General features: G+C 65.9%; 18 protein-coding genes. 3 read left to right on the top strand and 15 right to left on the bottom strand.

Annotated elements, in window-relative coordinates:
• Window positions 1-42: 42 nt before the first annotated feature.
• Entirely contained in the window at window positions 43-1761 is a 1719-nt protein-coding gene (locus tag JFY56_RS16560; RefSeq protein ID WP_208314985.1) for a C13 family peptidase, read from the bottom strand.
• Between the two features lie 95 nt (window positions 1762-1856).
• On the bottom strand, window positions 1857-2312 hold the full coding sequence (locus tag JFY56_RS16555) for a MaoC family dehydratase (protein WP_208314983.1): 456 nt from the start codon (window positions 2310-2312) through the stop codon (window positions 1857-1859).
• Window positions 2313-2488: 176 nt separating this feature from the next.
• On the opposite strand from JFY56_RS16555, the gene JFY56_RS16550 reads away from it, so the two are divergent.
• Genes JFY56_RS16550 through JFY56_RS16540 form a run of 3 tightly spaced genes read left to right on the top strand, consistent with a single transcriptional unit; the run spans window position 2489 to window position 4182 of the window.
• Entirely contained in the window at window positions 2489-2851 is a 363-nt protein-coding gene (locus JFY56_RS16550; RefSeq protein ID WP_208314981.1) for a CidA/LrgA family protein, read from the top strand.
• On the top strand, window positions 2848-3564 hold the full coding sequence (locus JFY56_RS16545) for an LrgB family protein (protein ID WP_208314979.1): 717 nt from the start codon (window positions 2848-2850) through the stop codon (window positions 3562-3564). The genes JFY56_RS16550 and JFY56_RS16545 overlap by 4 nt, the downstream gene beginning before the upstream one ends.
• Window positions 3565-3591: 27 nt before the next feature.
• On the top strand, window positions 3592-4182 hold the full coding sequence (locus JFY56_RS16540) for an LON peptidase substrate-binding domain-containing protein (protein ID WP_208314977.1): 591 nt from the start codon (window positions 3592-3594) through the stop codon (window positions 4180-4182).
• Window positions 4183-4375: 193 nt separating this feature from the next.
• Here the strand turns inward: JFY56_RS16540 and prpD are convergent, their stop codons facing one another.
• The 13 genes from prpD to JFY56_RS16475 form a co-directional block, all read right to left on the bottom strand.
• Window positions 4376-5860: a 2-methylcitrate dehydratase gene (gene prpD, locus JFY56_RS16535; RefSeq protein ID WP_208314969.1), complete on the bottom strand. Its 1485-nt coding sequence runs from the start codon at window positions 5858-5860 to the stop codon at window positions 4376-4378.
• 127 nt (window positions 5861-5987) lie between these two features.
• Complete coding sequence (gene prpF / locus JFY56_RS16530) at window positions 5988-7175, bottom strand: 2-methylaconitate cis-trans isomerase PrpF (protein ID WP_208314967.1); 1188 nt, start codon at window positions 7173-7175, stop codon at window positions 5988-5990.
• 217 nt (window positions 7176-7392) lie between these two features.
• On the bottom strand, window positions 7393-10014 hold the full coding sequence (acnD, locus tag JFY56_RS16525; protein WP_208314965.1) for a Fe/S-dependent 2-methylisocitrate dehydratase AcnD: 2622 nt from the start codon (window positions 10012-10014) through the stop codon (window positions 7393-7395).
• A gap of 1 nt (window position 10015) precedes the next feature.
• Window positions 10016-11179: a bifunctional 2-methylcitrate synthase/citrate synthase gene (prpC, locus tag JFY56_RS16520; RefSeq protein WP_208314963.1), complete on the bottom strand. Its 1164-nt coding sequence runs from the start codon at window positions 11177-11179 to the stop codon at window positions 10016-10018.
• A gap of 81 nt (window positions 11180-11260) precedes the next feature.
• Entirely contained in the window at window positions 11261-12145 is an 885-nt protein-coding gene (prpB, locus tag JFY56_RS16515; RefSeq protein ID WP_208314961.1) for a methylisocitrate lyase, read from the bottom strand.
• Window positions 12142-12846 carry a GntR family transcriptional regulator gene (locus tag JFY56_RS16510; protein WP_208314959.1) on the bottom strand — a complete coding sequence of 235 codons (705 nt, stop codon included), beginning with the start codon at window positions 12844-12846 and terminating at the stop codon, window positions 12142-12144. The genes prpB and JFY56_RS16510 overlap by 4 nt, the downstream gene beginning before the upstream one ends.
• Before the next feature lie 350 nt (window positions 12847-13196).
• Window positions 13197-13667 (bottom strand): hypothetical protein, encoded by a 471-nt coding sequence (locus JFY56_RS16505; protein ID WP_236032764.1) that lies wholly within the window; start codon window positions 13665-13667, stop codon window positions 13197-13199.
• 313 nt (window positions 13668-13980) lie between these two features.
• Entirely contained in the window at window positions 13981-15303 is a 1323-nt protein-coding gene (aauR, locus tag JFY56_RS16500; RefSeq protein WP_208314957.1) for a two-component response regulator AauR, read from the bottom strand.
• Window positions 15300-17189, bottom strand: a complete 1890-nt coding sequence (locus JFY56_RS16495; protein ID WP_208314956.1) for a sensor histidine kinase — start codon at window positions 17187-17189, stop codon at window positions 15300-15302. The genes aauR and JFY56_RS16495 overlap by 4 nt, the downstream gene beginning before the upstream one ends.
• Before the next feature lie 188 nt (window positions 17190-17377).
• Window positions 17378-18112 (bottom strand): amino acid ABC transporter ATP-binding protein, encoded by a 735-nt coding sequence (locus JFY56_RS16490; protein ID WP_208314954.1) that lies wholly within the window; start codon window positions 18110-18112, stop codon window positions 17378-17380.
• On the bottom strand, window positions 18109-18777 hold the full coding sequence (locus JFY56_RS16485; protein WP_208314952.1) for an amino acid ABC transporter permease: 669 nt from the start codon (window positions 18775-18777) through the stop codon (window positions 18109-18111). Before JFY56_RS16485 ends, JFY56_RS16490 begins: the two co-directional genes overlap by 4 nt.
• Window positions 18774-19520 (bottom strand): amino acid ABC transporter permease, encoded by a 747-nt coding sequence (locus JFY56_RS16480; protein ID WP_208314950.1) that lies wholly within the window; start codon window positions 19518-19520, stop codon window positions 18774-18776. Before JFY56_RS16480 ends, JFY56_RS16485 begins: the two co-directional genes overlap by 4 nt.
• A 201-nt stretch (window positions 19521-19721) precedes the next feature.
• Window positions 19722-20630, bottom strand: coding sequence for a glutamate/aspartate ABC transporter substrate-binding protein (locus JFY56_RS16475; protein ID WP_208314948.1), 909 nt, complete (start codon window positions 20628-20630; stop codon window positions 19722-19724).
• Window positions 20631-20863: the final 233 nt, after the last annotated feature.

The following is a 20863-nucleotide window of genomic DNA, read 5'->3' as shown; positions in this document are numbered from 1 at the left end:
TGTGTTTCTCTCCTGACACACAGTTAGAGCTTAGTTGTCAGCCTATTGTTTCGCCTGCACGCTGCCCGCATGCGGCTGGACCGGCGACAATGCCTGCTCGGCGCGCATCGCCTTCCAGCGCGCGAGAACGGCCGGAGGCGCCCACAGCTGGGGCTCCGAGGCCTCGAAATCCTCTTCCTGTTCACGCCGGGCGACCGCCTCGCTGGCCAGGTCGAAGGCCTGCTGCAGGTCGTCCGTGCGGCTCAGTGCCTCGGCGAACAGGGCGCGGCCGAAGTAGGTGAAATCGGCCTCTTCGGAGCAGCCGAAGGACACCCGGTCGCTGCGTGCGGCGGTCATGATCAGGGTTTTGTCATCCTTCAGCGGGGGGATGAATCCACCACTGTAGCAGGCCGATATGACCAGCACCTTGTAGCGCTCCCTGAGAGGCTCCAGCAGCGTCGCCAGTTCGCTAGCCGGCAGGTCGTCGACGCGGATGCCCGGCACGTCGAGGACGAACTGGTGATCGTGGGAGCCGTGGCTGGTCAGGTAGATGAACACCAGGTCTTCCGGACCGCTGCGTTCGGCCAGGGCGCGCACCGCGCGGGCCAGGCTTTCGCGGGTGGCCAGCGGGCGGTCGGCGAGGTGGTCGCGGTGGTTGACCAGGCGCACCACGCCGCGCGCACCGAAACGCTTGGCGAGCAGGTTGGAGACGTAGTCGGCCTCGCGCAGGAACACGCTCTGCCGGCCGTCGCCGCCGACGCTCAATGCATACAGCTCGCTGCGCGGCGTCGAGGCGGGGATCGCGTCGAGCATCCGTTCGAGCAGCGCGCCCTGTTCGAGCAGGCCGACTTCCAGCGGGTTGGGCAGGCTCTTGCCATTCTCGTCGCGCAGGCGCCGCCCGGCGCTCCAGGTGCCTTTCTCGATGCGGCCGTCGTTGTGGCTGAGGGTGCCCGGGCCGGAGAATTTGCCGCGCACGAAGCCGCCCTGGTAGACGCGGCCGTCCGCCTGGGTGAGGGTGCCTTCGCCGTCGAATTGCCAGTTGAAGAAGCGGCCCTTGTAGCGGCTGCCGTCGGCACCGAGGAATTCCCCCGGCCCGCTCAGCGCACCCTCGCGGAAGCGGCCGAGCCAGACGTCGCCGTCGGCGTTCTCGAAGCGTCCGCGGCCGTCGAACTGGTCGTTGCGGAACTCGCCGCTGTAATGGTCGCCGGCGTCGTCGCGGAAGGTGCCTTCGCCCTGCAGCCGGCCCTTCTTGAAGGTGCCGCTGAAGCGGTTGCCGAGACCGTCGTCGCGCACCCCTTCACCATTCGCCTCGCCGCGGGAGAAGGCGCCCTGGTGGCGGCTGCCGTCGGCTAGTTGGAGCGCGCCGAGGCCGTCGAAGTTGCCCTTCCTGAAGCCGCCGCTGTAGCGGGTGCTGCCCTGTTCCAGGCGGCCCTCGCCGTCGAATTCGCCCTTGCGGAACTGGCCCTGGTAGAAGCTGCCGTCGCTGTATTGGAGGCGTCCGCTGCCTTCGAACAGGCCGTCGCGGAACTCGCCGGTGTAGTGCGCGCCGTCGGCGCCGTGCCATTCGCCCTGGCCGCTGAGCAGGCCCTTGTCGAACTGGCCGCGATACCAGGCGCCGTTGTCGTAGTCCAGCCGGCCTTCGCCCTGCAGGCGGCCGTCGACCAGCTCGCCACGGTAGCGCGCACCGTCCGGCAGGCGGGCGTCCGGCGGGGTCAGCGGCTCGCCTTCGCCACAGGCGGTCAGCAGGGCGACGAGGAGCAGCGGGAGGAAACGATGAGGCATGGCAGGCGTCGGCAACGAACGGACGAAGCCTCAGTGTGACGCAAAAAAGCCCGCGGCTGCGGGCTTTTTTGCGTGGGCCGGGCGGCGCGCAGCGGTCAGACGAAGCTGAGGCTGAGCGATTCGGCGATGTAGGCGGGCTTGGCCTGGCCTTCGATTTCCAGTGTGCAGCGGGACTTGATCAGCCACTGGCCGGGGTTCTTCTCGGTGACGTCGAGCACCGAGACCTGCAGGCGTACGCGGGAGTTCACCGGCACCGGCTGGATGAAACGCACGCTGTCGAGGCCGTAGTTGACGACCATCCTGGCGTTTTCCGGCAGCACCAGCAGGCCTTCGGAGAGTTTCGGGATCAGCGACAGGGAGAGGAAACCGTGGGCGATGGTGCCGCCGAACGGAGTCTGCTTCGCCTTTTCCGGATCGACATGGATGAACTGATGGTCCTCGGTGCACTCGGCGAACTGGTTGATGCGCTGCTGGTCGATGGTGATCCACTCGGAGTGGCCCAGATCCTTGCCTATGTAATCCTTGAGGGTGCTAGCGGGAACGAACGGCATAACTTCTCCATTGGAGTGGGTTCATCTGGTACAGCCGGCGGGCGGCCGGGCGCTAGATCATCATGGAAGCCATTTGCGGTCAATGACCGCTAATGCAGTCATTCTTTAGCCGAATATGGCGCCATAGTCATGGGCGGGCTGGGCATAATGCGCGCTCGTCTTGCTGGAGGTATCCCATGCTTTTACGCGGCCTGACCTGGCTGGTGCTGTTCCAACTGCTCGGCACGGGTCTGAATGTCCTGGTTCTGCACATGATTCCCGGGCCGATCATAGGGCTGGTGCTGCTGTTCGTCTTCCTCCTGGTGCGTGGCGAAGTCGGCGCGCCGATCAACGAGGCGGCGATGTCGCTGCTGCGCTACCTGCCGTTGCTGCTGGTGCCGCCGGCGGTGGGGGTGATGGTCTATGGCCGCCAGTTGCTCGCCGACTTCTGGCCGCTGGCCGGCGCACTGGTGCTGTCGCTGGTGGTGTCCTTCCTGTTCGCCGGCTGGCTGATGCAGACGCTCATCGACCGCCAGCGCCGGCACAAGGAGGACGCATGATGCTCGACTGGCAAGGCGCCTGGCAGGCGATCGTGCACCATCCGCTGTTCTGCATCGGCATCACTCTCGGCGCCTACCAGCTCGCCCTGGCGGCGTACGAGCGGACGCGCTGGGTGTTCCTGCAGCCGGTGCTGGTATCGATGGCGGCGGTGATTCCGCTATTGCTGGTCGCCGGCATCGATTACAGGGAATACAGCGTCAGCGTGAGCGTGCTGACCGTGCTGCTCGGCCCGGCCACGGTGGCGCTGGCGGTGCCGCTGTTCCTCAACCTCAAGCGCATTCGCCAGTTGTTCTGGCCGACCATGGTGACGCTGGTGGTCGCGGGGCTGGTAGCGACCCTGGCCGGTTTCGGCCTGGCCTGGGCCTTCGGCGTCGAACACACGCTGCTGATGAGCCTGGCGCCGAAGTCGGTGACCTCGCCGATCGCCATGCTGGTGGCCAGCCAGATCGGCGGCGTGGCGGCGCTGGCGGCGGTGTTCGTGCTGATCACCGGGGTGCTCGGGGCGATGCTCGGCCCGGAACTGCTGCGCCGCATCGGCGTCCACCATGCGGCGGCGCAGGGCATGGCGCTGGGCATGACCGCCCACGCGGTGGGCACCTCGCGGGCCCTGCAGGAGAGCGAGGAGTGCGGCGCCTTCGCCGCGCTGGCGATGAGCCTGATGGGCGTGGCTACAGCCGTCCTGCTACCGTTGGCAGTAGCACTCATCGCATAGGGCCCGTCGGTTGGTTGAGGATTCCATATGACACTCCCGCTATTCCCCCTCAACACCGTGCTGTTCCCCGGTTGCCGGCTCGATCTGCAGATCTTCGAGGCGCGCTATGTGGACATGATCGGCCGCTGCATGAAGACCGACAGCGGCTTCGGCGTGGTGGCCATCGTCGAGGGCGACGAAGTCGGCAGCGCACCGGGCGAGTTCGCCCGCACCGGCTGCGAGGCGCGCATCCGCGACTGGCAGCAGCGGCCGAACGGCATGCTCGGCATCCGCGTGGAAGGCGGCCGGCGCTTCCGGGTGAGTTCCGCGCAGGTACAGCCCGACCAGCTCACCGTGGCCGAAGTGGAGTGGCTGGACGATCAGCCGGAGAAACCCCTGACCGTCGAGCACGACGACCTGGCGACACTGCTCGGCGCGCTGTCGCTGCACCCGATGGTCGCCTCGCTGGAAATGGGCGGGGAAGTGAAGGGCCAGCAGGACCTCGCCTGCCAACTGGCCTACCTGCTGCCGTTCGGCCTCGCGCAGAAGCAGGTACTGCTGGAAATGGACGACCCCACCGTGCGCCTGGCGCGGATACAGGTATTGCTGGAGCAGTTGCAGGGCGATCTGACTGCGTGACGGCTTTCGTAGGTTGGCGCTGAGCTTGCGAAGCCCAACGGTGCCGCTGCCAACCAGTTGTTGGGCTTCGCTGCGCTCAGCGCCAACCTACAGGAGCGCAGCCCGTAGGATGGGTTGAGCAACGCGATACCCATCGCCAATTCCCGCATGGGTATCGCTTCGCTCAACCCATCCTGCAGTCAGTGTCGTCCATTCAGATCACGAACAGATCCATGAACCGGTTCACCGCCGTGGCTTCCAGCTTCGCCTGGTCCTTGCACAGGGCGAAGATCTGCGCGCAGCGCTGGGGCGGGAAGCGGGTTGCCAGGTTGGCCTTGAACTTCTCCTCCAGCAGCGGAATCCCCTCGGCGCGACGGCGGCGGTGGCCGATGGGGTATTCCACCGCGACCTTGTCCGTGCTGCTGCCGTCCTTGAAGAACACCTGCACCGCGTTGGCGATGGAGCGCTTGTCCGCCTCCAGGTATTCGCGGGTGTAGCGCTCGTCCTCGACGATCTCCATCTTCCTGCGCAGCTCGTCGATCAGCGGGTGGGCGGTGTGGAAGGCGTCTTCGTAGTGCTCGGCCACCAGGTTGCCGAAGATCAGCGGCACGGCGGTCATGTACTGGATGCAGTGGTCGCGGTCGGCGGGATTGGTCAGCGGGCCGACCTTGGAAATGATGCGGATCGCCGATTCCTGGGTGGTGATGACGATGCGGTCGATTTCGGCGAGACGGTCCTTCACCAGCGGATGCAGGATCACCGCGGCCTCGGCGGCGGTTTGCGCGTGGAACTCGGCGGGGAAGCTGATCTTGAACAGGATGTTCTCCATCACGTAGCTGCCGAAGCCCTGGGGGAAGCTGAAGCGGCGCTGGTCGGCCGGCTTGGTGGCGAGGTCCTTGTTGGTGTGGCTGAACGACACGTCGTAGAAGCCCCATTGCGGCGCCGTCAGCGCGCCGGGAATACCCATCTCGCCGCGCAGGGCGATATCCGCCAGGCGTACGCCACGGCTGGAGGCATCGCCCGCCGCCCAGGACTTGCGCGAGCCGGCGTTCGGCGCGTGGCGGTAGGTGCGCAGGGACTGGCCGTCGACGAAGGCGTGGGAGAGGGCCGAGAGCACTTGCTCGCGGCTGGCGCCCATCAACCGGGCGCAGACGGCGGTGCTGGCCAGCTTGACCAGGAACACATGGTCCAGGCCGACGCGGTTGAAGGAGTTCTCCAGGGCAAATACGCCCTGTATCTCGTGGGCCATGACCATGGCGTCCAGCACCGTGCGCATGGTGAGTGGCGCTTCGCCGTTGGCGACGCGCTTCTGCGACAGGTGGTCGGCCACGGCGAGGATGCCGCCGAGATTGTCCGAAGGGTGGCCCCATTCGGCGGCCAGCCAGGTGTCGTTGAAGTCCAGCCAGCGCACCATGGCGCCGATATCCCAGGCGGCCTTGACCGGGTCGAGGCGGAAACTGGTGCCGGGGACACGCGCGCCATGCGGCACCACGGTTCCTTCGACGATGGGCCCGAGGTGCTTGGTGCACTCCGGGAAACGCAGGGCCAGCAGACCGCAGCCGAGGGTGTCCATCAGGCAGTTGCGGGCGGTATCCAGGGCTTCGACCGATTCAATGCGGTAATTGAATACGTAGTCGGTGATGTCCTGCAGGACCTGATCGTAATCAGGGCGGTTGTTCAGATCGACATTGGAACTCATCGCGTACTCCGTTCATTGGGTGGGAGAAACGTGATCAGCCTAATCCGGGGTCTTTCGATCTTATTTTAGTGTGGGGCGTACTGGTATGGAGAACGGGGGCGGGCCAATGCAGCCCGCCCCCGGGGCATCAGAAAGCGTCGCCCGGCACGCGCACGAAGCCTTCCATCAGGATGCGCGCACTGCGGCTCATGATGGCCTTGGTGGCGGTCCATTCGCCGTTGACCTGGGCGGCCTCGGCGCCGACGCGCAGGGTGCCGGACGGGTGGCCGAAGCGTACGGCGTTGCGCTCACCGCCACCGGCGGCGAGGTTCACCAGGGTGCCCGGTACGGCGGCGGCGGAGCCGATGGCCACGGCGGCGGTGCCCATCATGGCGTGGTGCATCTTGCCCATGGACAGCGCGCGAACCAGCAGGTCGATCTCGCCGGCCTTCACTTGCTTGCCGCTGGAGGTGACGTAGTCCTTCGGCGGCGCGACGAAGGCGACTTTCGGGGTGTGCTGGCGGGTGAGAGCTTCTTCGGGCTTCTTGATCAGGCCCATGCGCAGGGCGCCGGCGACGCGGATCGCTTCCAGGCGGGCGAGTGCATCGGCGTCGGTGTTGACCGCTTCGCGCAGCTCGGCGCCGGTGTAGCCGATGGCTTCGGCCTCGACGAATACGGTCGGGATGCCGGCGCTGATCATGGTCGCCTTGAGGATGCCGACGCCCGGCACGTCCAGGTCGTCGACCAGGTTGCCGGTGGGGAACATCGAGCCGCCGTCTTCGCCGTCATCGGACGGGTCGAGGAATTCCAGTACGATCTCGGCGGACGGGAAGGTCACGCCGTCCAGCTCGAAGTCGCCGGTTTCCTGGACCTGGCCGTTGGTGACCGGTACGTGGGCGATGATGGTTTTCTGGATGTTGGCTTGCCAGATGCGGACCACGCAGGTGCCGTTTTCCGGGATGCGCGACGGATCGACCAGGCCGGCATGCAGGGCGAAGGCGCCGGCGGCGGTGGACAGGTTGCCGCAGTTGCCGCTCCAGTCGACGAAGGCCTTGTCGATGGAGATCTGGCCGTAAAGGTAGTCGACGTCGTGGTCGGGCTGGCTGCTCTTGGACAGGATCACGCACTTGCTGGTGCTGGAGGTGGCGCCGCCCATGCCGTCGATGTGCGCCGAGTACGGATCGGGACTGCCGATCACGCGCATGAACAGCTTGTCGCGGGCTTCACCCGGCACCTGGCAGCGCTCGGGCAGGTCCTGCAGGCGGAAGAACACGCCCTTGCTGGTGCCGCCGCGGATGTAGGTGGCGGGTACTTTGATCTGGGGTACGTGGCTCATGTCTATTTCCTTCGCGGCAAACGGGGTTTCGGTAGCCTGTAGGAGCCAGCCTGGGGATCGCCAGCAAGCTGGCTCCTACAGGGTACCGGAGGTCGTAGGATGGGTTGAGCGCAGCGATACCCATGCTGCGCGGCATTAGTTGGGCTTCGCTGCGCTCAGCGCCAACCTACGATCCGGACCGCCGCGGGATGTTTCCACCCCGCGGCGGGTTTTTCACTTACGCGGTCGCGGCTTCGGCCGAGGACTTCAGGAAGTCCTTGGCAAAGCGCTGCAGCACGCCACCGGCGTTGTACACGCTGACATCGGCGGCGGTGTCCAGGCGGCAGGTGACCGGGACGCGGACCACTTCACCGTTGCGGCGATTGACCACCAGGGTCAGGTCGCAGCGCGGCGACAGCTCGCCTTCGATGTCGTAGGTCTCGGTGCCGTCGAGGCCGAGGGTCAGGCGGGTGGTGCCCGGCTTGAACTCGACCGGCAGAACGCCCATGCCGACCAGGTTGGTGCGGTGGATGCGCTCGAAGCCTTCGGCGACGATCACTTCCACGCCAGCCAGACGCACGCCCTTGGCCGCCCAGTCACGGGACGAGCCCTGGCCGTAGTCGGCGCCGGCGACGATGATCAGGTTCTGCTTGCGGTTCATGTAGGTTTCGATGGCTTCCCACATGCGCATGACCTTGCCTTCCGGCTCGACGCGCGCCAGCGAACCCTTCTTCACTGCGCCGTCAACAATGGCCATTTCATTGACCAGTTCCTTGTTGGCGAAGGTAGCGCGCTGTGCAGTCAGGTGGTCGCCGCGGTGGGTCGCGTAGGAGTTGAAGTCCTCCTCCGGCACGCCCATCTTGTGCAGGTATTCACCGGCTGCCGAGCTCATCTGGATCGCGTTGGACGGCGACAGGTGGTCGGTAGTGATGTTGTCCGGCAGGATCGCCAGCGGCAGCATGCCTTTCAGCGTGCGCTCACCAGCCAGCGCGCCTTCCCAGTACGGCGGACGGCGGATGTAGGTGGACATCGGACGCCAGTCGTACAGCGGGCTTTCCGCTTCCTGCACACTGCCCAGATCGAACATCGGGATGTAGATCTGGCGGAACTGCTCCGGCTTCACGCTGGAGGCGACGATGGCGTCGATCTCTTCGTCGGACGGCCACAGGTCCTTCAGGGTGATCGGGTTGCCGTTCTTGTCGGTGCCCAGCACGTCCTGCTCGATGTCGAAGCGCACGGTACCGGCGAGGGCGTAGGCGACCACCAGCGGCGGCGAGGCCAGGAAGGCCTGCTTGGCGTACGGGTGGATACGGCCATCGAAGTTGCGGTTGCCCGACAGTACGGCGGTGGCGTACAGGTCGCGGTCGATGATTTCCTGCTGAATCACCGGGTCCAGCGCGCCGGACATGCCGTTGCAGGTGGTGCAGGCGTAGCCGACGATGCCGAAGCCCAGCTTCTCCAGTTCCGGCAGCAGGCCGGCTTCTTCCAGGTACAGCTTGGCGACCTTGGAGCCCGGGGCGAAGGAGGTCTTCACCCACGGCTTGCGCACCAGGCCCAGCTCGTTGGCCTTCTTCGCCAGCAGACCGGCGGCGACCACGTTGCGCGGGTTGGAAGTGTTGGTGCAGCTGGTGATGGCCGCGATGATCACCGCGCCATCGGGCATCAGGCCCGAAGCTTCCTCGGCCTTGCCGGCTTGCAGCTTGGCTTCGTCGGCGATGCCGCGCTCGGCCAGCGCCGAAGTCGGCAGGCGGCGGTGCGGGTTGGACGGACCGGCCAGGTTGCGTACCACGCTGCCCAGGTCGAAGCTCAGCACGCGCTCGTACTCGGCGGTCTTCAGGCTGTCCGCCCACAGACCGACGGTCTTCGCGTAGTTCTCCACCAGCGCAACCTGCTCCGGCTCGCGGCCAGTGAGCTTGAGGTAGTCGATGGTCTGACCGTCGATGTAGAACATCGAGGCGGTGGCGCCGTATTCCGGGCACATGTTGGAGATGGTCGCGCGGTCGCCGATGGACAGGCTGTCAGCACCCTCGCCGAAGAACTCGACGTAGGCACCCACCACGCGTTCCTTGCGCAGGAACTCGGTCAGGGCCAGGACGATGTCGGTGGCGGTGATGCCAGGCTGGCGCTTGCCGGTCAGCTCGACGCCGACGATGTCGGGCAGACGCATCATGGACGGATGGCCGAGCATCACGGTTTCCGCTTCCAGACCACCTACGCCGATGGCGATCACACCCAGCGCATCGACGTGCGGAGTGTGCGAGTCGGTGCCGACGCAGGTGTCGGGGTAGGCCACGCCGCCACGCGCCTGGATCACCGGGCTCATTTTCTCCAGGTTGATCTGGTGCATGATGCCGTTGCCGGCCGGGATCACGTCGACGTTCTTGAACGCGGTCTTGGTCCACTCGATGAAGTGGAAGCGGTCCTCGTTACGACGGTCCTCGATGGCGCGGTTCTTCTCGAAGGCGTCCGGGTCGAAGCCCGGGGCTTCCACGGCCAGCGAGTGGTCGACGATCAGCTGGGTCGGAACCACCGGGTTGACCTTGGACGGATCACCGCCCTGGTCGGCGATGGCGTCGCGCAGGCCGGCCAGGTCGACCAGCGCAGTCTGGCCGAGGATGTCGTGGCAGACCACGCGTGCCGGGTACCAGGGGAAGTCCAGGTCGCGCTTGCGGTAGACCAGCTGTTCCAGCGAAGCGGTCAGGTCCGCCGGGTCGCAGCGGCGCACCAGCTGCTCGGCGAGCACGCGCGAGGTGTACGGCAGTTTTTCCCAGGCACCAGACTGGATCTCTTCGACGGCCGCGCGGGCGTCGAAGTAGTCCAGCTGTGTGCCGGGCAGGCTTTTACGGTAATTGCTGTTCATCTTATTTGCGGTCCTTGAGTTCTACGAACTTCAGGTCTTCCGGGCCGACGTAGTTGGCGCTCGGGCGGATGATCTTGCCGTCGATGCGCTGCTCGATGACGTGGGAGGACCAGCCGGCGGTACGGGCGATCACGAACAGCGGGGTGAACATGGCGGTGGGCACGCCCATCATGTGGTAGCTGACGGCGCTGAACCAGTCGAGGTTCGGGAACATCTTCTTGATGTCCCACATGATGGTTTCCAGACGCTCGGCGATGTCGAACATCTTGGTGTTGGACTGCTCGTTGGACAGCTCGCGAGCGACTTCCTTGATCACCTTGTTGCGCGGGTCGGCAACGGTGTAGACCGGGTGACCGAAGCCGATGACGACTTCCTTCTTCTCGACGCGGGCGCGGATGTCGGCTTCAGCTTCGTCCGGATTGTCGTAGCGCTTCTGGATCTCGAAGGCCACTTCGTTGGCGCCGCCGTGCTTCGGACCACGCAGCGCGCCAATGGCGCCGGCGATGCAGGAGAACATGTCGGAGCCGGTGCCAGCGATCACGCGGGAGGTGAAGGTGGAGGCGTTGAACTCGTGCTCGGCGTACAGGTTCAGCGAGGTGTGCATGGCGCGAACCCACGACTCGCGCGGCTTCTCGCCGTGCAGCAGGTGCAGGAAGTGGCCGCCGATGGAGTCATCGTCGGTTTCCACGTCGATGCGCTTGCCGTTGTGGCTGAAGTGGTACCAGTACAGCAGGGCCGAACCCAGGGAGGCCATCAGCTTGTCGGCGATGTCGCGGGCGCCCGGGTGGTTGTGGTCTTCCTTCTCCGGCGAAACGCAGCCCAGTACGGACACGGCGGTGCGCATCACGTCCATCGGGTGAGCGGACGGCGGCAGTTGCTCAAGGGAAGCCTTGAGGGAGGCCGGGATGCCGCGCAGGGCTTTCAGTTTGGCCTTGTAGCCAGCCAGTTCGGCAACGTTCGGCAGTTTGCCGTGGACCAGCAGGTGGGCGATTTCTTCGAATTCGCAGCGGTTGGCGAAGTCGAGAACGTCATAGCCACGGTAGTGCAGGTCGTTACCGGTACGGCCGACGGTGCAGAGTGCGGTGTTGCCGGCGGCGGTGCCGCTCAGGGCGACGGATTTCTTCGGCTTGAAGCCAGGAGTGGTGGTTTCTACGGAAGCAGTCATGACTATCTCCTCAATTGATCCGGTTGGATTGTGCTTCTTCTACGCAGACCGGCCCGGGATTCGAGCCGGCCCGCGTGCCGGTTACTTCTTGGCGGCGAACAGCGCGTCGAGTTTGTTCTCGAAGGCGTGGTAGCCGATGCGGTCGTACAGCTCCGCGCGGGTCTGCATGATCTCGATGACGTCGCGCTGGTGGCCGTTCTGGCGGATCGAGGTGTACACGGCCTCGGCAGCCTTGTTGGCGGCGCGGAAGGCGGACAGCGGGTACAGCTGGATGGCGACGCCGACGGAGGCCAGTTCTTCACGGGAGAACAGCGGGGTGGCGCCGAACTCGGTGATGTTGGCCAGGATCGGTACGTTCACTTCCTTGACGAAGCGCTCGTAGGTCGGCAGGTCGTAGGCGGCCTCGGCGAAGATGCAGTCGGCGCCGGCCTCGACGTAGCGCAGGCAGCGCTCGATGGCCGCGTCCACACCTTCGGCCTGGATGGCGTCGGTACGGGCGATCAGGAAGAAGTTCGGGTCGGTCTTGGCATCGGCGGCGGCTTTCACGCGGTCAACCATCTCCTCGGTGGAGACGATTTCCTTGCCCGGACGGTGGCCGCAACGCTTGGCGCCGACCTGGTCTTCGATGTGGGCAGCGGCGGCGCCGGCCTTGATCAGGTTCTTGACGGTACGCTCGATGTTGAAGGCGCTCGGACCGAAGCCGGTGTCGATGTCGACCAGCAGCGGCAGGTCGCAGACGTCGGTGATGCGGCGTACGTCGGTGAGCACGTCATCCAGGGTGTTGATACCCAGATCCGGCAGGCCCAGGGAGCCAGCGGCCACACCGCCACCGGACAGGTAGATGGCCTTGAAGCCGGCACGTTTGGCCAGCAGGGCGTGGTTGGCGTTGATCGCGCCAATTACCTGCAGCGGGGATTCCTCGGCGAGGGCATCGCGGAAACGCTGGCCGGGGGTCTTGTAGGTCATGCTTCACCTCGTTTGTTCTGGGCTATCTGGCTTTGGATGATGCGCCGCGAGGCGCCGATGTGACGGCGCATCAACAGCTCGGCCATCTCTCCATCGCGATCGGCGATGGCGTCGAGAATGCGGTGGTGCTCGTTGAAGGCCTGGCGCGGCCGGTTGGGCGTTGCCGAGTACTGCAGCCGGTACATGCGCACCAGCTGGTACAGCTCGTTGCAGAGCATGCGGGTCAAGGTCGTGTTGCCGCTGCCCTGGATGATCCGGTAGTGGAAGTCGTAGTCGCCTTCCTGCTGGTAGTAGCCGCGGCCGGCCTGGAAGGCCTCGTCGCGCTCGTGGGTATCGAGCACCCGGCGCAGCTCGTCGATTTCCGCCTGGCTCATGCGCTCGGCGGCCAGCCGGCAGGCCATGCCTTCGAGGGATTCGCGGATTTCATAGAGCTCGACCAGCTCTGCGAGACTCAGCGACACCACCCGTGCGCCCACGTGCGGCACGCGCACCAGCAGCTTCTGGCCTTCCAGACGGTGGATCGCCTCGCGCAGCGGACCGCGGCTGATGCCGTAGGTGCGCGCCAGTTCCGGCTCGGAGATCTTGCTGCCGGGGGCGATCTCACCCTTGACGATGGCGGACTGGATCTTGCGGAAGACGTGCTCCGCAAGGGTCTCGCTTTCGTCCTCCGGGGAGGTGGGCAGGGTAATGAGTTCGTTCATGGTGTCGACAATGTTCTCGTTGTGGGGCGAAATTTACCCACCACAAAGCGTAAGGTCAATGAAGTTTTGGAGGATTGTCGACAATCGTCTAATAGAGGGCCGATTTATGCCGTATGCGTCTGCATTCATGCGACAGGTGGTCGGTGGGCCGCGCGGCCCGGTGGAGCAGGATTACCGAGAATCGGCGCTCAGGGATGACCGGGCAATACCACAACCGGACGGTATTGCGGCCTCTTCAGAGGTAGGGGCGGGGGAAGTGTCGACAATCCATTGCCGAGGCAATGGATCGTAGGGCGGGTGCAACCCGCCACATCGGCAAGGCGGGCTGCGCCCGCCCTACGGGAAGGGAGTCAGTCGAGGTCCTGGTCGTCGAGGATCAGCACGCAGTCGCGGCCGTTGTCGTCCTCGTACCAGTCGTGCAGGTAGTACATCACCACGGCATCCGGGGTCGGCATGACCGCCACGTAGTCGCCGACATCCGGCTGGAAGAACTCGCGCGAACCGGGCTCCGCCTCGCATTCGATGAAGGCACTGACGAAGGACGCGGGATCGGCATCGCCGAAATACTCCTCGCGTTCCTCGGCGCTCCATTCGGCGGGCGCCTGGAACGGGCCGGTGACGACGATCCGGGCGTCGCCGAGGTCCATTTCCTCCGCATCCGGATCGTTCTCGTCGGGGCGGTAGAGGCTGCAGTCCTGGGCGTCGGCATGGGCGAGGATGGCCTTGCGCGCGGCCAGGCGCTTCTGCGGGTCGAGGTTGCTGTCTGCGCAGAGCTGCTGCCAGAAGGCCTCGCGGGCGGCGGGGTGGTCTTTGCTGGCCATGATGGCCTCCGGGGTATGGTGAGGGGGACTAGTTTCCGGGTTGGGCGGGGCGAGGGCAATGGCCGGCGTTGAGGCCCATGTAGGAGCGCGCCATGCGCGCGATTCGCGGGCATGGCCCGCTCCTGCGGGAAAACCGGGGGTGTTGGCGATTACCTGGGTGTTCCTGGTTGCGTGGCGCCCTCACCCTAACCCTCTCCCAGAGGGAGAGGGGACTGTTCGAAGTCGCCGGGAAACTCGGAGCTCCGCGTTCTGCCGTGGTGCCCCCTCTCCCTCTGGGAGAGGGCTGGGGTGAGGGGCTCTTTGGAACCCTCCACTACAACCCATACTTCTTCACCTTGTCGAACAGCGTCGTCTTGGCCATCCCCAGCGCCAGGCTGGCCTGGCTGAGGTTGCCGCCGTGGCGTTCCAGCGCCGTCATCAGCAGGCTGCGCTCGAAGGCTTCCACCGCCTCCACGAAGCGCGGTTCGCTGGCGTCCGGGCCGAGGCCGCTCTTGCCCAGCACCGGCAGGCCGAGGGCGAAACGTTCGGCGACGTTGCGCAGTTCGCGCACGTTGCCCGGCCAGTCGTGGGCCATCAGGCTGGCGGCGGTGGCGTTGTCGATCTGCGGCGCCGGGCGGTCGAAGCGCAGGGATGACTGCTGCAGGAAATGCTCGAACAGCATGAGGATGTCCTCGCGCCGTTCGCGCAGCGGCGGCAGTTGCAGGGTGACCACGTTGAGCCGGTAGTAGAGGTCGCTGCGGAAGCTGCCGTCGCGGCCCATGGCGGCGAGGTCGGACTTGGTCGCGGCGATCACCCGGCAGTCCACCGGGATCAACTGGTTCGAGCCGAGGCGCTCCAGCGTGTGCTCCTGCAGCACCCGCAGCAGCTTGACCTGCAGGTTCAGCGGCATGCTCTCGATCTCGTCGAGGAACAGCGTGCCGCCGTCGGCATGCTCGATCTTGCCGATCCGCCGCTTGCCGGCGCCGGTGAAGGCGTGGGCCTCGTGGCCGAAGATTTCGCTGTCGATCAGGCTTTCCGGCAGGCCGCCGCAGTTCAGCGCGACGAAGGCTCTGGGCTGGCGCCGGCTGTAGTCGTGCAGGCATTGCGCGACCAGTTCCTTGCCGGTGCCGGTTTCGCCTTCGATCAGCACGTTGGCCGAGGTGTCGGCAACGTTGGCGATCAGTTCGCGCAGCGCCTGCATCTGCGGCGAACGGCCGATCAGCCGGCTTTCCAGCGCCTGGCGACCGGCCAGTTGGCGGCGCAGGTGGCTGACCTCACGGCTCAGCCCGCGCTGGGCGAGGGCGCGGCGGGCGGTGTCGACCAGGCGTTCCGGCGAGAAGGGTTTTTCCATGAAGTCGTAGGCGCCGTCACGCATGGCCTGCACCGCCATGGCGATGTCGCCGTGGCCGGTGATCAGCACCACCGGCAGGCTCGGGTCCTTTTCCTTCAGCTTCGCCAGCAGTTGCAGCCCGTCCATGCCGGGCAGGCGGATGTCGCTGACGACGATGCCGGGGAAGTCGGCGTCGATCCGCTTCAGCGCTTCCTCGGCGCTGGCGACGCCGTCGCTGTCGATGTCTTCCAGGCTCAGGGCCTGCTGGCAGCCCAGCAGGATGTGCGGGTCGTCCTCGACGATCAGGACGCGCAGCGCTTCGCTCATGAGGCGTTACTCGCGGCAGGGGCCGGCAACAGCGGCAGGATCAGTTCGAAGGCGGTACCGCCGCCTTCCGGATGGGCCACGCCGAGGCTGCCGCCGGCGGCGGTGGCGAGGCTGGCCGAGAGGGTAAGGCCAAGGCCGAGTCCGTGTTCGCCGGGCTTGGTGGTGAAGAAGGGTTCGAACAGGTGCACGCGGGCGTCCGGCGGAATGCCCGGGCCGTTGTCGCGCACGGTCAGGTGGTACTGGCCGGCTTCCTCGCGGCCGCTGAGCCAGAGCTGGCGGTCGTCCTGGGCGCTCATGGCGTCGAGGGCGTTGGCGATCAGGTTGACCAGGATCTGTTCGAGGCGCGTCTGGTCGATGGCCAGGCAGACGTCGGCATGGTCGCGGTGCAGGGTCAGCGGCACGTTCTTCAGGCGTACCTGCAGCACCAGCAGGGCAGCGTCCACCGCCTTGCCCAGCCGCGCCTGGCCGTGATCGTCGGCGCGCCGGGCGAAGGCGCGCAGGCTGGCGGTGATGCGGCCCATGCGGTCGACCATCTCGTTGATCGCTTCGAGGTTGCTGCTGGCTACGTTGAGATTGCCGCGCTGGAGGAAGCGCACGGTGTTGCCGGAGAGGGTGCGCAGCGCCGCCAGCGGCTGGTTGAGTTCGTGGGCGATGCTGGTGGACATCTGCCCGATCACCGCCAGCTTGCCGGCCTGCACCAGTCGGTCCTGGGCCTTGCGCAGGGTTTCCTCGGCCTGCCGGCGTTCGCGGATCTGCCCGCGCAGGTGCTGGTTGCTGGCACGCAGGTCGGCGGTGCGCTCGGCGATCCGGCGCTCCAGTTCGTTGTTCGCCTGCTCCAGCGCCTCGCGGGCGGCGAGGCGGGTGGCGAGCACCTTGCGCCGTTCGTTCCAGGCGATCAGCAGGAACGCCAGCAGGGCGAAGCCGACGGCGGCGAGGATGCCGTGGATCATGGCTTCGCGGCGCAACTCGGCGAGCGGGGTGAACAGGGTGAAGTTCCACGGCGTGTCGGCCAGCTTGCGGGTCTGCGACAGGTAGCTGACCGCGTCGCGATGCCCGGCTTCGCTGGCGGGGAAGGTCAGGGTCTCGATGTTTTCCGCCAGCGCTTCGCGCGCCAGCGGCTGCCATTCGTCCAGCGCCCACCAGTAGTACTGCATGCTGCGCGCCAGGCGCTCCTTGTCGTCGGCGCTGAGCGGACGCACCGCCTTCAGGCGCAGGGCCGGATCGCTGGAGAGGATGATGATGCCGTTCTCGTCGCTGACGAAGGCATGCAGGCGGGCCTTCTCCCAGCGTTGCTCGATGGCGTCGAGGCGCACCTTGACCACCGCCACGCCGACGATGCGTCCGCCATGCACCAGCCCGTGCGCCAGGTAGTAGCCGGGTTCGCCGGTGGTGCTGCCGATGCCGTAGAAGCGCCCGGGCTTGCCGCGCACGGCGTCCTGGAAATAGGCGCGGAAGGACAGGTCTTCGCCGAGATAGCTGTCGGCGTCCTGCCAGTTGCTGGTGGCGACCACCCGGCCGGAGGTGTCGAGCAGATAAATGGCGCGGCTGCCGCTGCGCCGGTTGAGTCCTTCGAGGTAGGCGTTGACCCGCTCGCGGCGGGCCGCGCTCGGTTCGAGGAGCAGATGGCTGACGCCGCTTTCCAGCTCAAGCAGGCTGGGCAGGTAGGTGTAGCGGTCGATCTCGCTTTCCACCCCGCGAGCGTGCAGCTCCAGCTGGCGTTCGCCGTTGTCGATCAACGTGCGGGTGCCGGCGCCGAGGCTGACCAGATAGCCGCCATAGCCGAAGCCCAGGGTCAGCAGGATCAGCAGGATTGGCAGCAGCAGGTTGCGCAGGCGGCTCGGCTTCACGGTCAGCGATGGCGGCACGGGGGAATTGCGGCATTGCATCACAGTCACCGGGGACGGGCCAGCCCGGCGGCCGGGCAAGCGACGGGGAACATCCGTGGGGCGGGGTTCGCGAGCAAGCTCGCTCCTACAGAGTGCAGGTCGGGTAGACGTCAGCTTCGTAGGGCGGGTGCAACCCGCCGGTCCGTGGCGGCATTGCGGCGGGTTGCACCCGCCCTACGAGGACGGAGTCAATGCGAGAGGATCTTCGCCAGGAACTGCTGTGCGCGGTCCGACCGTGCGTTGATGTCGCCGAAGAACTCGTCCTTGTGGCAGTCCTCGACGATCTGCCCGCGGTCCATGAAGATCACGCGGTCGGCGACCTTGCGCGCGAAGCCCATCTCGTGGGTCACGCACATCATGGTCATGCCTTCCTGGGCGAGCTGGACCATCACGTCGAGCACCTCGTTGACCATCTCCGGGTCGAGCGCCGAGGTCGGCTCGTCGAACAGCATCACCACCGGGTCCATCGCCAGCGCGCGGGCGATGGCGACGCGTTGCTGCTGGCCGCCGGAAAGCTGGCCGGGGTGCTTGTGCGCGTGGGCTTTGAGGCCGACACGGTCGAGCAGGGCCAGTCCTTTCTCGGTGGCTTCTTCCTTGCCGCGGCCGAGCACCTTGATCTGCGCGATGGTCAGGTTGTCGGTGATCGACAGGTGCGGGAACAGCTCGAAGTGCTGGAACACCATGCCCACCCGCGAGCGCAGCTTCGGCAGGTCGGTCTTCGGGCTGGCGATGGAGGTCTGGTCGACCACGATGTCGCCCTGCTGGAACGGCTCCAGCGCGTTCACGCACTTGATCAGGGTGGATTTGCCGGAACCGGACGGGCCGCAGACCACCACCACTTCACCCTTGGCGACCTGGGTCGTGCACTCGGTGAGGACCTGGAAGTCGCCGTACCATTTGCTGACGTTCTGGATCGAGATCATAGGGCTAGGCCTTTCTGCAAACGCTTGACCGCGAAGGACGCGGAGAAGCTGATGGTGAAGTAGACGAGTCCGGCGAAGATCAGGAACTCATGGGGCAGGCCGGTGATGTCGCCGCGCGAGCGCGATGCGTTGAGGAAGTCCATCAGGCCGACGGTGTAAACGAGGGAGGTGTCCTGGAACAGGATGATGCTCTGCTGCAGCAGCAGCGGAGTCATCTTGCGGAACGCCTGCGGCAGGATGATCAGGCGCATGCACTGGCCGTAGGTCATGCCCAGCGCCTGCGCGGCGCCCATCTGGCCCTTGGGTATGGCCTGGATGCCGGCGCGGACGATCTCGCAGAAGTACGCCGCCTCGAACATCATGAAGGCCACCAGGCAACTGGTGAACGCGCCGACCGGGGTGTCCTCGCCGGTGATGGCGCGCAGCAGGAACGGCACCGCGAAGTAGAACCAGGTGATCACCAGCAGCAGCGGGATCGAGCGGAAGTAGTTGACGTACAGGCCCGCGAGGTTCGACAGCGTGCGGTTGTGCGACAGGCGCATCAGGGCGAGCACGGTGCCCAGCGCGACCCCGCCGAACACGCCGAGGGCGAGCAGCTGCAGGGTGGTGAGCATGCCGTCCCACAGGCCCGGCAGCGCTGGGACGATCTGGCTGAAGTCCATCATTTGCCTCCCACGGAAATCAGGCCGGGCACGGCGACCTTCTTCTCGACCAGGCGCATGAACAGCATCAGGCTCATGTTCAGGGTGAAGTAGATCAGCGTGGCCAGGGTGAAGGCCTCGAACAGGTTGGCGCTGAACTCGGCGGTCTGCTTGGTCTGCGCGAGCAGCTCCATCAGGCCGATCAGCGAGGCCACCGAGGAGTTCTTGAAGATGTTGAGGAACTCGGACGTCAGCGGCGGGATGATGATGCGGAACGCCTGCGGCAGCAGGACGTAGCGGTAGATCTGCGGCAGGCGGAAGCCCATGGCGCGGGCCGCCGAGAGCTGGCCCCTGGGCAGCGCCTGGATGCCGGTGCGCACCTGCTCGCAGACGCGCGCGGCGGTGAACAGGCCAAGGCACACCACCACGCTGATGTAGGCCGAGGTTTCCGGCGCCAGGCCCAGCTTGAACCAGTCCTGCGCCGGTTGCGGCAGCAGGTCGGGGACCAGGAAGTACCAGAGGAACAGTTGCACCAGCAGCGGCACGTTGCGGAAGATTTCCACGTAGGTGGTGGCGATGCCGGACACCCAGCGGTTCGGCACGGTGCGCATCACGCCCAGCACGGCGCCGAGCGCGAGGGCGACGATCCAGGCGGCCAGCGCCACGGCGATGGTCCAGCCCAGGCCGGTGACGAACCAGTCGAGGTAGCGCTCGTCGCCGATCCCGGTGGACTTGAAGAACACGCCCCAGTCCCAGTTGTAGTTCATGTCGGGTTTCCCCTCAGGTAATCGGTATTCGAGGCCGGAAGCGGGCGAACGGTGGCCCTCATCCGCTTGTGGCGGATGTTTCCGGGATCGGCAGGGAGGAAGGAGTAGGGCGGGTGCAACCCGCCAGATCGACCGGCGGTGGCGGGTTGCACCCGCCCTACGGTCCCGCCCCGGCTCTTGTGGAGCCGGGACGGTGCACCGTCAGATCTGCTCGGCAGACTTGTCGGTAGGCGTGGCGATCAGCTTCTTCAGCTCGTCGCTCATCGGGAAGTTGAGGTTCAGGCTCTTCGGCGGGACCGGCTGCATGAACCACTTGTCGTAGATGCCGTTGATCTCGCCCGAGGCGAAGGTGTCGGCGATGGCCTTGTCGACCACTTTCTTGAACGCCTCGTCACCCTTGCGCACCATGCAGCCGTAGATCTCGAAGGACTGCGGCTTGCCGACCACGACCCAGTCGTCCGGCTTCTTGGCCTTGGCCATTTCGCCGTAGAGCAGGGCGTCGTCCATCATGAAGGCGACGGCGCGGCCGGATTCGAGCATCAGGAAGGACTCGCCGTGGTCCTTGGCGCTGATGATGTTCATGCCCATCTTCTGCTCGGCGTTCATCGACTTGAGCAGGCGCTCGGACGTGGTGCCGGCGGTGGTCACCACGTTCTTGCCTTTCAGGTCGGCGAAGTCGGCGACGCCGGAAGTCTTCCTGGTCAGCAGGCGGGTGCCCACCTCGAAGATGCCGACGGAGAAGTCGACCTGCTTCTGGCGCTCGACGTTGTTGGTGGTGGAACCGCACTCGATGTCGACGGTGCCGTTCTGTACCAGCGGGATGCGGGTCTGCGAGGTGACCAGGTTGTAGCGGACCTTCAACTCCGGCAGGCCGAGCTGCTGCTTCACGGCATCGACCACCTTCAGCTGCAGATCGTGGGAGTAGCCCTCCGGCTGGCGCGGATCGGTCGCGAGGTAGGAGAAGGGAATGGAGGCGTCGCGGTGACCGAGGGTGATGGTGCCGGTTTCCTTGATCTTCTTCAGGGTACCGGTGAGTTCTTCGGCGACGGCGGGAGCGGCGATCAGGGCGGCAACGATGGCGGCACCCAGCACTCGGGGAGCGAAACGCATGAAATCTACCTCGACTGGTTTCTGTTTGTTGTTCAGTCCTGCACCGGGCGTGTCTCACCCCTGTCCGGTGCATGTTCGAGGTAGATAGAGCAGGGACTGTGCCAGTATTCTGTTATTTATTTAAGTTATTGAATTTAAAAGAATAAATTTGTTTTTTCGGGCGTGGAGAAGAGCGGCTTCGTTCGGTCGTTCGGATTTTCGGCTGTTGGTTCGTTCGGAAATCCGAACGACAT

It is taken from the genome of Pseudomonas schmalbachii, from assembly GCF_017589465.1.
Classification (GTDB): Bacteria; Pseudomonadota; Gammaproteobacteria; order Pseudomonadales; family Pseudomonadaceae; genus Pseudomonas; species Pseudomonas schmalbachii.
The sequence above is the reverse complement of the archived record's forward strand: the minus strand, read 5'-3'. Positions and strand labels throughout refer to the sequence as shown.

What these genes read in the sequence shown, in the direction of transcription:
- prpB (WP_208314961.1), bottom strand. Translation starts at nt 12,145, where the DNA reads ATGACCTACAAGACCCCCGGCCAGCGTTTCCGCGATGCCCTCGCCGAG.
- JFY56_RS16505 (WP_236032764.1), bottom strand. Translation starts at nt 13,667, where the DNA reads ATGGCCAGCAAAGACCACCCCGCCGCCCGCGAGGCCTTCTGGCAGCAG.
- JFY56_RS16510 (WP_208314959.1), bottom strand. Translation starts at nt 12,846, where the DNA reads ATGAACGAACTCATTACCCTGCCCACCTCCCCGGAGGACGAAAGCGAG.
- JFY56_RS16495 (WP_208314956.1), bottom strand. Translation starts at nt 17,189, where the DNA reads ATGCAATGCCGCAATTCCCCCGTGCCGCCATCGCTGACCGTGAAGCCG.
- JFY56_RS16480 (WP_208314950.1), bottom strand. Translation starts at nt 19,520, where the DNA reads ATGAACTACAACTGGGACTGGGGCGTGTTCTTCAAGTCCACCGGGATC.
- JFY56_RS16490 (WP_208314954.1), bottom strand. Translation starts at nt 18,112, where the DNA reads ATGATCTCGATCCAGAACGTCAGCAAATGGTACGGCGACTTCCAGGTC.
- acnD (WP_208314965.1), bottom strand. Translation starts at nt 10,014, where the DNA reads ATGAACAGCAATTACCGTAAAAGCCTGCCCGGCACACAGCTGGACTAC.
- JFY56_RS16550 (WP_208314981.1), top strand. Translation starts at nt 2,489, where the DNA reads ATGCTTTTACGCGGCCTGACCTGGCTGGTGCTGTTCCAACTGCTCGGC.
- JFY56_RS16560 (WP_208314985.1), bottom strand. Translation starts at nt 1,761, where the DNA reads ATGCCTCATCGTTTCCTCCCGCTGCTCCTCGTCGCCCTGCTGACCGCC.
- JFY56_RS16475 (WP_208314948.1), bottom strand. Translation starts at nt 20,630, where the DNA reads ATGCGTTTCGCTCCCCGAGTGCTGGGTGCCGCCATCGTTGCCGCCCTG.
- JFY56_RS16485 (WP_208314952.1), bottom strand. Translation starts at nt 18,777, where the DNA reads ATGATGGACTTCAGCCAGATCGTCCCAGCGCTGCCGGGCCTGTGGGAC.
- aauR (WP_208314957.1), bottom strand. Translation starts at nt 15,303, where the DNA reads ATGAGCGAAGCGCTGCGCGTCCTGATCGTCGAGGACGACCCGCACATC.
- JFY56_RS16540 (WP_208314977.1), top strand. Translation starts at nt 3,592, where the DNA reads ATGACACTCCCGCTATTCCCCCTCAACACCGTGCTGTTCCCCGGTTGC.
- prpC (WP_208314963.1), bottom strand. Translation starts at nt 11,179, where the DNA reads ATGACTGCTTCCGTAGAAACCACCACTCCTGGCTTCAAGCCGAAGAAA.
- JFY56_RS16545 (WP_208314979.1), top strand. Translation starts at nt 2,848, where the DNA reads ATGATGCTCGACTGGCAAGGCGCCTGGCAGGCGATCGTGCACCATCCG.
- prpD (WP_208314969.1), bottom strand. Translation starts at nt 5,860, where the DNA reads ATGAGTTCCAATGTCGATCTGAACAACCGCCCTGATTACGATCAGGTC.
- JFY56_RS16555 (WP_208314983.1), bottom strand. Translation starts at nt 2,312, where the DNA reads ATGCCGTTCGTTCCCGCTAGCACCCTCAAGGATTACATAGGCAAGGAT.
- prpF (WP_208314967.1), bottom strand. Translation starts at nt 7,175, where the DNA reads ATGAGCCACGTACCCCAGATCAAAGTACCCGCCACCTACATCCGCGGC.